The 8,502-nt window shown below is 61.8% G+C and carries 9 protein-coding genes; 8 read left to right on the forward strand and 1 reads right to left on the reverse strand.

Annotation, left to right across the window (positions count from 1 at the left end; all coding sequences use genetic code 11):
- The first annotated feature begins 111 nt into the window (after positions 1–111).
- The 3 genes from AUP43_RS03465 to AUP43_RS03475 all read left to right on the forward strand — a co-directional run bounded on the left by AUP43_RS03465 (position 112) and on the right by AUP43_RS03475 (position 1,941).
- Complete coding sequence (locus AUP43_RS03465; protein WP_067552757.1) at positions 112–609, forward strand: CreA family protein; 498 nt, start codon at positions 112–114, stop codon at positions 607–609.
- A 66-nt stretch (positions 610–675) separates the two neighbouring features.
- Positions 676–873, forward strand: coding sequence for a hypothetical protein (locus AUP43_RS03470; RefSeq protein WP_157089221.1), 198 nt, complete (start codon positions 676–678; stop codon positions 871–873).
- 114 nt (positions 874–987) lie between these two features.
- A complete protein-coding gene (locus tag AUP43_RS03475; protein WP_067552763.1) occupies positions 988–1,941 on the forward strand; it encodes a threonine ammonia-lyase in 954 nt (317 codons plus the stop codon).
- Here the strand turns inward: AUP43_RS03475 and AUP43_RS03480 are convergent.
- Complete coding sequence (locus tag AUP43_RS03480) at positions 1,938–3,113, reverse strand: MFS transporter (RefSeq protein ID WP_067552766.1); 1,176 nt, start codon at positions 3,111–3,113, stop codon at positions 1,938–1,940. The two genes, AUP43_RS03475 and AUP43_RS03480, sit on opposite strands and share 4 nt — an antisense overlap.
- A gap of 102 nt (positions 3,114–3,215) precedes the next feature.
- Here AUP43_RS03480 and AUP43_RS03485 point away from each other — a divergent pair, with 102 nt between their 5' ends.
- The 5 genes from AUP43_RS03485 to AUP43_RS03495 all read left to right on the forward strand — a co-directional run bounded on the left by AUP43_RS03485 (position 3,216) and on the right by AUP43_RS03495 (position 8,292).
- Positions 3,216–4,124, forward strand: coding sequence for a LysR family transcriptional regulator (locus tag AUP43_RS03485; protein ID WP_067552769.1), 909 nt, complete (start codon positions 3,216–3,218; stop codon positions 4,122–4,124).
- Between the two features lie 39 nt (positions 4,125–4,163).
- The gene (locus AUP43_RS18910; RefSeq protein ID WP_157089222.1) at positions 4,164–4,655 is read left to right on the forward strand and encodes a hypothetical protein; all 492 of its coding nucleotides are present in this window, start codon (positions 4,164–4,166) and stop codon (positions 4,653–4,655) included.
- A gap of 333 nt (positions 4,656–4,988) precedes the next feature.
- Positions 4,989–5,714, forward strand: coding sequence for a hypothetical protein (locus tag AUP43_RS18915; protein WP_157089223.1), 726 nt, complete (start codon positions 4,989–4,991; stop codon positions 5,712–5,714).
- 35 nt (positions 5,715–5,749) lie between these two features.
- Positions 5,750–6,382 carry a LysE family translocator gene (locus AUP43_RS03490; protein ID WP_067552772.1) on the forward strand — a complete coding sequence of 211 codons (633 nt, stop codon included), beginning with the start codon at positions 5,750–5,752 and terminating at the stop codon, positions 6,380–6,382.
- A 110-nt stretch (positions 6,383–6,492) separates the two neighbouring features.
- On the forward strand, positions 6,493–8,292 hold the full coding sequence (locus tag AUP43_RS03495; RefSeq protein WP_067552776.1) for an acyl-CoA dehydrogenase: 1,800 nt from the start codon (positions 6,493–6,495) through the stop codon (positions 8,290–8,292).
- Positions 8,293–8,502: the final 210 nt, after the last annotated feature.

Genomic DNA, 8,502 nt, shown 5'->3' on the forward strand with positions numbered 1-8,502 from the left:
CGGCTCCTCAGCATGAGGGAGCTAACGGCGCTGACGGTGCGTCCTAAAATGACCTTACCCTGAGGAGCCCCGTAAGGGGCGTCTCGAAGGGTCCGGCGGCACGATGAACGAATGAAGGAATCCCGCACCATGCATCGCCTGTTCCTGCTCGCCGCCCTGCTGATCGGCATCGGCGCGCTGGCCGCTCCCGCCAAGGCCGAGGAGATCGGCTGCGTCGACAGCGCCTTCCAGTGGATCGGCCCGAACCATAAAATCTGCATCGAGGCGTTCGACGATCCCGAGGTGGCGGGCGTGTCCTGCCATATCAGCCGGGCGCGGACCGGCGGGCTGAAGGGCTGGGTCGGGCTGGCGGAGGATACGTCGGACGCCTCCATCGCCTGCCGCCAGACCGGGCCGATCACGCTGTCGAAGAAGATCGCCGAATCCGACCCCGGCGAAGGCGAGACGGTGTTCCGCGAAAGCCGCTCCATCATCTTCAAGAAGCTGCAGGTCGTGCGCTTCTACGACAAGAAGCGCAATACGCTGGTTTATTTGACCTATTCCGACCGGCTGATCGAGGGCAGCCCGCAGAATGCAGTGACCAGCGTGCCGATCATGCCCTGGCGGTAAGGGAACTTTCGGCCCCCGGATGGGTTTCTATGGTTGAGTTCACACAACCACTGGAAGGAGGAACCCATGGCTGGTCCCGCCGGTAAGAATGAAGGCGAAGGCAGCCGCACCGCGGCCCGCGCCTACAACAAGGATACCCGTGATTTCGTCGATAGCGGCAAGGTCGACCAGAAGGCCAAGGAGGCTGCGAAGGCCGTCGACGGGGCGGAAGGCAAGGCCCTGAAGCAGGCCGAGGCGGAAGGCAAGAGCCACCGCAAGCAGTAAGGCCCCACTAGCCTTGAAGTCTTGAAGCCAGCGACGCCGGACGGCAGCGCTGGCTTCTGCTTTTTGGCCGGCTATGATGCGGCATCCCGCCCCGCCAGCCAGCCGAGAAGCCTCATGTCCGCCGCCCCTTCCCTCGCCGCCATCCGCGCCGCCACGCGCCATATCGATCCGGTGTTCCTGAACAGCCCGGTGCGCCGGTCCGAGGCGCTGGATGCGGCGCTGGGCTGCAAGGTTTTGGCGAAGGATGAGACCGGCAACCCGATCCATTCCTTCAAGGGCCGCGGCACCGAACTGTTCGCCGCCACCGCCCTGCAACCGGGCGAGGCCATCGTGTCCGCCTCGGCCGGGAATTTCGGCCAGGGACTGGCGCGCGCAGCCAGCCGGCGCGGCCATCGCTGCGTGATCTTCGCTGCCGAGACCGCCAACCCGCTGAAGATCGAGGCAATGCGCGGCTTTGGTGCTGAGGTCCGGCTGGCCGGCGCGGATTTCGACGCCGCCAAGCACGCCGCCCGCGCCTATGCCGCCGAGACCGGCCTGCGCTTCGTCGAGGATGGCGCGGAGCCGGCGATTTCCGAGGGGGCCGGCACCCTCGCCCTGGAGCTGGCGGAGGCGGAGGAGTTCGACACGCTGCTGGTGCAGCTTGGCAATGGCGCGCTGCTGGCGGGCGTCGGCACCGCCCTGCGCGCGGTCCTGCCGCAGGTGGAGATCGTCGCCGTGGTCGCCGCCAATGCGCCCGCCATGAAGCTGTCGCTGGAGGCCGGCCGCGCCATCGAGACCGAGCGCGCCGACACCATGGCCGACGGCATCGCCGTGCGCGTGCCGGTGCCGGAAATCCTGCCCATCCTGCCGGCCTGCCACGACCGGCTGGCGATGGTGAGCGAGGCGCAGATCTTCGAGGCGATGCGCCTGATCCACACCCATCTGGGGCTGGTTACGGAACCCTCGGGCGCCGCCGGCCTGGCCGCCATCCTGGCCGATCCGGGGCGATTCCGGGGCAAGCGGGTCGCCACCATCCTGTGCGGTAGCAACATCGCCGCCCCGCTGCGCGAGAGGCTGCTGGCGGGCTAGGCGCGCACCGGCTGGCTCACCGCCTGCCGGCGTTCCATCGCCCGGCCGAGCAGGCCGACGGCGATGGCGGCGGCGGGCATGGCGGCGGCGATCCAGGTGACGGCGGCCAAGCCCGGCCCGTGGTCGATCACCGCCCCGCCGAGCCAGGCGCCCAGCGCGTTGCCGAGGTTGAAGGCGGCGATGTTCAGGCTGGAGGCCAGCGTCTGCCCGGCCCCGCCGGCGGCCTCCATCAGGCGCAGCTGCAAGGGGGCGACGGTGGCGAAGGCGGCGGCCCCCAGCAGGCCGACAAAGGCGACCGTCAGCACCGGGCTTTCCAGCACCAGGCTCATCGCCAGCAGGGCCAGCGCCAGGGCCGCCAGGGTGCCGAACAAGGTGGGCAGCAGCCGGCGGTCGGCCAGCCTGCCGCCGGCCAGATTGCCCAGGATCAGCCCGCCGCCGAACACCAGCAGGATCGGCGAGACGGCCGCATTCGAGAAGCCGGTGATCTCCACCAGGATCGGCTGGATATAGCTGAACACCGCGAAGACACCGCCGAAGCCCAGAACGGTCATCAGCAGGCCGATCAGCACCAGCGGCCGGCGCAGCACCGACAGCTCCTCCGACAGCGGCGCCAGGACCGGGCGGGCGCTGTCGCGCGGGACCAGAAAAGCCAGCACGATCATGGCGATAACGCCGATTCCGGTGACCGCCCAGAAGGTCGAGCGCCAGCCATATTCCAGCCCCAGCCAGGCCCCGAAGGGCACGCCCAGCAGGGTCGCCAAAGTGAGGCCGGTGAACATGATGGAGATCGCCGAGGCCCGCCGGTCCGGGGCCACCAGGCCGGTGGCGACAATCGAGCCGACGCCGAAAAAAGTGCCGTGCGCCAAGGCGGTAATCACCCGGGCGGCCATCAGCGTGCCATAGGTCGGGGCGAGCGCGCAGGCCAGATTGCCGATGGTGAAGATCGCCATCAGCGCGATCAGCACGGTCTTGCGCGGCAGGGACCGGGTGAGGATCGTCAGCACCGGCGCGCCGACGAAGACGCCCAGCGCATAACCGGAAATTAAAAGTCCGGAATCTGAAATCGATACATTCAGATCCGCCGAGACTTGCAGCAGCAGGCCCATGATAACGAATTCGGTGACACCGATTCCGAAGGCGCCGATGGTCAGCGCATAGACGGCGAGAGGCACGGGTGTTCTCCGAACAATTGCATGTGTTGCGGTGCAAGATAGAACCCGGCGCGCCGATGAATTAGACTGCCCTTCGGAACAGCATCAGTGAGTTGAATTCACATGTCGCGACTGGAGACGAATCGCGCCGGCGAGATGGAGGTGTTCGTGCGCGTGGTGGAGCTGAGCGGCTTTTCCGCCGCCGCCCGTGCGCTGCGCCTGTCCCCCTCGGCGGTCAGCAAGCTGATCGGCCGGCTGGAGGCGCGGCTGGGGGCGCGGCTGCTGAACCGCTCCACCCGTAATCTGCAACTGACGCCGGAGGGGGCCGCCTTCTATGCCCGCTGCGTGCGCATCCTGGCCGATATGGCGGATGCCGAGCAGGAGGCCGGTTCCGGCACCGCGCCGCGCGGCCGGCTGCGGGTGAACAGCAACGTCGCCTTCGGCACGCTGTTCCTGCTGCCGCTGGTGCCGGCGTTCCAGGCGCTCTATCCCGAGGTGGTGCTGGATATCGCGCTGACCGACCAGGTGATCGATCTGCTGGAGCAACGCGCCGATGTGGCGATCCGCGTCGGCCCGATGCCGGATTCCCGGCTGGTGGCGCGCAAGCTGGCGACCAGCCGCGTCACCCTGGTCGCCGCCCCCGCCTATCTGGCGCAGCATGGCACGCCGCAGAGTCTGGCCGACCTCGCCCGGCACCGGCGCATCGGCTTCAACTTCGCCCGCAGCTTCGAGGGCTGGCCGTTCCGCGAGCAAGGGCCAGAGGGGCCGCGAGATATCGTCTACCCGGTCGACGCCACCCTGCTGGCCGGCGATGGCGAGACGGCCCGCCACCTCGCTTTGGCCGGCTGCGGCCTGGCCCGCCTCGGCCATTTCCAGCTCGCCCCCGACATCGCCGCCGGCCGCCTGGTCCCCGTGCTGGAACACCTGAACCCCGGCGACACCGAGGACATCCACGCCGTCTATATCGGCCAGGGCGGCCCGCTCCCGGCCCGGGTGCGCGCGTTTATTGATTTTTTAGGGGAGGCAATTTAAAATTTATCTACATAAATATAATAAGCATCAGGCCATCAAATGGGAAAAGTTAAACAAGACATACATCGCCGAAAAGCCAAAAAGAATTTCTTTCAATTAAAAAAAATGCTCGGCCAATGCGATGATTATGATTTTTTACAACTTTGCTGGGCCATAACCATGCTCCAAAGCGACAGAAAAATAAATGTCGATAATTACCTGAAATATCCAGCCGATGCGAAAACAACAAACCCCGGAACAGAATACTCAGTTTACAACTGGGAAATAGAAACTATTGTAAATATTCTTTTCACGACATCAAAAACAAAAATAGATAAACAAAAATACCCCCGTGATAATTTTTATACAATGGCGCAAGCAATAAATATACTTCGCGCAGTAGAAGATAATTATTCTGGATACACTTTAAATGAAGACAATATATTTGAAGAATTGCACAGAATTGGGCATCGCCAATTTGGCTGGCAGCGCGGCTTTTCCAATACGGAAAGATTCTATCGTTTCTTATATATTTATGCTCAAGGTAATTGAGCTGAACATTTTCACAAAACGCACAAAATAACGATCCAGGATTTTATTAAATCTGGTTTTTTAATATATGCACAACTACACAAGACGCCTTGGTCAAAGATTCAAGAATATAAAAAATTAGGCATTGATGCAGATTTAATTGAAAGAACTCTACAAATATTATCAAGGACATTATTCGAAATTCGAAGCGACGCTGATGATCTATTAAAAAAGACCCGAACAAATATTTACAATGTTGCTTATATGCCGAGCATATTGCGCCGACATCCTATAATTAAAGACAATAATAGCAGAATTTATATATCTCCATTACCAGATTTAATATTTTGGAGAATGACCGTAGGACTCTATTACGATATAGCCACAGGCCCTCAAAACCTTATTAATGAAGCAAACAAGAGATTTGAGGATTATGCCATATTGCTTATTAAATCTTTTTATTCAAAATTTAAAGTTCTATCTAGCGAAATATATGGAACAAAAAAGAAAAACTATGAAACACCAGATATACTTCTAAAAAATAATAAAGAAATATTTTGTATAATTGAATGCAAAGCCACAAAATTAACCTTTGACTCTCAGTTCAAAGATAACCCACTAGAATCAGCGGCAAAATCCTATTCTCAAATTATAAAAGGAGTTATGCAGGTATGGAAATTTTTTTCTCACTCCAGAAGAGGAATATATAATAAAAACCCCGTTCAAAGCAATGCTTATGGAATTGTCCTTACTCTTGATTCATGGATGCAAATGTCAGGAGACTTACAACGACGCGTGATGAACATCGCTAAAGAAAATTTAAAAACCGATACAGACATTATTGATACAGATATGCGGCCGATTATTTTTTGCTCCATGCAAGATCTTTCTGATATTATGTTCACCTCTAGCGAAGATAAATTTCTTGAGACACTTGAGAATGCAAGTATGGAAAAATTTCTTGGCTGGAATCTTAAAGAAATTCGTGAAAAAAGCGGGTCAGAACGCCAAAAGCGGGAATATCCTCTTGATATATCTGAATTGCTGCCATGGTGGAAAACTCTCGATAATAAAATTTAGCTAACAAGTGCGTTTACCCCGAACGGACCCTCCCCATGCCCGACCTCGCCAATCTCCTCGCCTTTGCCGCCGTGGCCCTCGGCATGGTGCTGACGCCCGGGCCGAATATGATCTATCTGATTTCGCGGTCGATCAGCCAGGGGCCGGTGGCGGGGCTGATCTCGCTGGGTGGGGTGGCGCTGGGGTTCGTGGTCTACATGCTGTGCGCGGCGCTGGGCATCACGGCGTTGGTGATGGCGGTGCCGTTCGCCTATGACGCGCTGCGCTTCGGCGGGGCGATCTATCTGCTGTATCTGGCCTGGCAAGCGGTGAAGCCGAACGGGCGCTCGCCGTTTCAGGTGCGGGAACTGCCGAAGGACCGGCCGCGCACGCTGTTCCTGATGGGCTTCGCCACCAATCTCCTGAACCCGAAGATCGCGATGCTGTATCTGTCGCTGCTGCCGCATTTCATCTCGCCGGAGCAGGGCAATGTGCTGCTGCAATCGCTGTGTCTGGGCGGCGTGCAGATCGCCATCAGCGTCACGGTGAATGCGCTGATCGCGGTGACGGCCGGGGCCATTGCCGGCTTCCTGGCGCGCCGGCCGCTCTGGCTGCTGGTGCAGCGCTGGCTGATGGGCACGGTGCTGGCCGGCCTGGCCCTGCACATGGCGACCGAGGCGCGGCGGTAAGGCGGCTCTCCTCTCTCCCCCGCATTGACAAGCAGCCGTCAAAACCGATCTCATGGCGGCCCAAACACGCTGGATAACGCGCCTAACAGCCCCAGGGGGGAGAGACTCCGATGACCGCCTATACCGCCCCCTTGAAGGATATGGCGTTCGTGATGAACCGCGTGCTGGCGCTGGAGGCGGTCGCCGCCCTGCCCGGCTATGAGGCGGCGGAGCCGGCGCTGGTCGAGCAGGTGCTGGCGGAGGCGAACCGGCTGGCGCGCGACGTGCTGGCGCCGCTGAACCCCATCGGCGACAGGCAGGGCAGCCGGCTGGAGAATGGCGTGGTGCGCACGCCGGATGGCTTCCGCGATGCCTATGGCCAGTTCACCGCCGGCGGCTGGAACGGCGTGCCCTTCGATCCCGACTATGGCGGACAGGGCCTGCCCTGGCTGGTGCAGCAGGCGCTGGCGGAGATGTGGCAGGCCGCCAACATGTCCTTCGGCCTGTGCCCGCTGCTCACCCAGGGCGCCATCGAGCTGCTGCACGCCCATGGCACGGACGCGCAGAAAGCGCTCTACCTGCCGAAGATGATCGAGGGCGCCTGGACCGGCACGATGAACCTGACCGAGCCGCAGGCCGGCTCCGATGTCGGCGCGGTGAAGACCCGCGCGGTCCCGCAAGGTGATGGCACCTACCGCATCACCGGGCAGAAGATCTACATCACCTATGGCGACCATGACTGGACCGACAATGTCATCCACATGGTGCTCGCCCGCCTGCCCGACGCGCCGGAGGGCACCAAGGGCATCAGCCTGTTCCTGGTGCCGAAATATCTGGTGAACCCGGATGGATCGCTGGGCGCGCGCAACGATCTGCGCGCCGTCTCGCTGGAGCACAAGCTGGGCATCAACGCCAGCCCGACCTGCGTCATGGCCTTCGGCGATGATGCGGGGGCAGTCGGCTATCTGGTCGGCCCTGAGAATCGCGGCATGGAATGCATGTTCACCATGATGAACAATGCCCGTCTGGCCGTCGGCACCCAGGGGCTGGCAATTGCCGAGCGCGCCTATCAGCAGGCGCTGGACTATGCCAAAACGCGCCTCCAGTCGCGCGATATCGCCGGTTCGGCCGGCCCGGTGGCGATCATCAAGCATCCCGATGTGCGGCGCATGCTGATGAGCATGAAATCCGGCGTGGAGGCGATGCGCGGCCTGTCCTACTACGCCGCCTGGGCGCTGGATCACGCCAAGCTGAACCCGGATGAGGCGGCCCGGCAGCGCGCGCAGCGGATGATCGATCTGCTGACCCCCATCGTGAAGGCCTGGTGCACCGATCTGGGCGTCGAGATCGCGTCCATCGGCGTGCAGATCCATGGCGGCATGGGCTTCATCGAGGAGACCGGGGCGGCGCAGCATTACCGCGACGCGCGCATCCTGCCGATCTATGAGGGCACCAACGGCATCCAGGCGAACGATCTGGTCGGCCGCAAGATCGTGCGCGACGAGGGCGTGTCGATGCGCGAGCTGATCGCCGCCATGCGCGCCACCCTGGCCGAGATGCAGGCCCAGCCGGGCGACGATGCCGAGGCCATCGCCATCGGCCTGGATGACGGCATCGACGCGCTGGAGCTGGCGACCGACTGGCTGCTGGCGACCTTCCCGCAGGACCGCGCCGCCGCCCTGGCCGGGGCCGCCTATTATCTGAAGCTGGCCGGCACCGTGATCGGCGGCTGGATGCTGGCGCGCGGCGCGCTGGCGGCGCTGGAGGATCTGGGGAGTCCCGGCCCCGGCGCGGATTCCGACTTCCTGGAGGCCAAGCTGATCACCGCCCGCTTCTATGCCGAGCACAGCCTGGCCCAATCCCCCGCCCTGCTCGCCCCGATGATCGAAGGCGGCCGCACCACCCTGGCCCTCGCCGACGCGCAATTCTAGGCGCGGCGTCGGGAGAGCCTGCCCCCGTATCCTTCGAGACGGCCCTGCGGGCCTCCTCAGGACGAGGGGCGCTCCGGGCCATGCCGTCGGCGGGGCTTGGCGCATAACGGCGCCCGGCGACGCGGCTTGGTGGCCTCACAAGAACTGGCGGTTCCGCTTGGTGACCCTCGAAGGAGAACCGGCGGCGCAACTTGGTGACCCTCATGCTGA

This window comes from Oceanibaculum pacificum (assembly GCF_001618175.1).
Taxonomy (GTDB): Bacteria; Pseudomonadota; Alphaproteobacteria; order Oceanibaculales; family Oceanibaculaceae; genus Oceanibaculum; species Oceanibaculum pacificum.

Excerpts from the sequence above, each read along its gene's own strand:
- AUP43_RS03465 (WP_067552757.1), top strand. The coding sequence starts at position 112 with ATGAAGGAATCCCGCACCATGCATCGCCTGTTCCTGCTCGCCGCCCTG.
- AUP43_RS03470 (WP_157089221.1), top strand. The coding sequence starts at position 676 with ATGGCTGGTCCCGCCGGTAAGAATGAAGGCGAAGGCAGCCGCACCGCG.
- AUP43_RS03475 (WP_067552763.1), top strand. The coding sequence starts at position 988 with ATGTCCGCCGCCCCTTCCCTCGCCGCCATCCGCGCCGCCACGCGCCAT.
- AUP43_RS03485 (WP_067552769.1), top strand. The coding sequence starts at position 3,216 with ATGTCGCGACTGGAGACGAATCGCGCCGGCGAGATGGAGGTGTTCGTG.
- AUP43_RS18910 (WP_157089222.1), top strand. The coding sequence starts at position 4,164 with ATGGGAAAAGTTAAACAAGACATACATCGCCGAAAAGCCAAAAAGAAT.
- AUP43_RS18915 (WP_157089223.1), top strand. The coding sequence starts at position 4,989 with ATGACCGTAGGACTCTATTACGATATAGCCACAGGCCCTCAAAACCTT.
- AUP43_RS03490 (WP_067552772.1), top strand. The coding sequence starts at position 5,750 with ATGCCCGACCTCGCCAATCTCCTCGCCTTTGCCGCCGTGGCCCTCGGC.
- AUP43_RS03495 (WP_067552776.1), top strand. The coding sequence starts at position 6,493 with ATGACCGCCTATACCGCCCCCTTGAAGGATATGGCGTTCGTGATGAAC.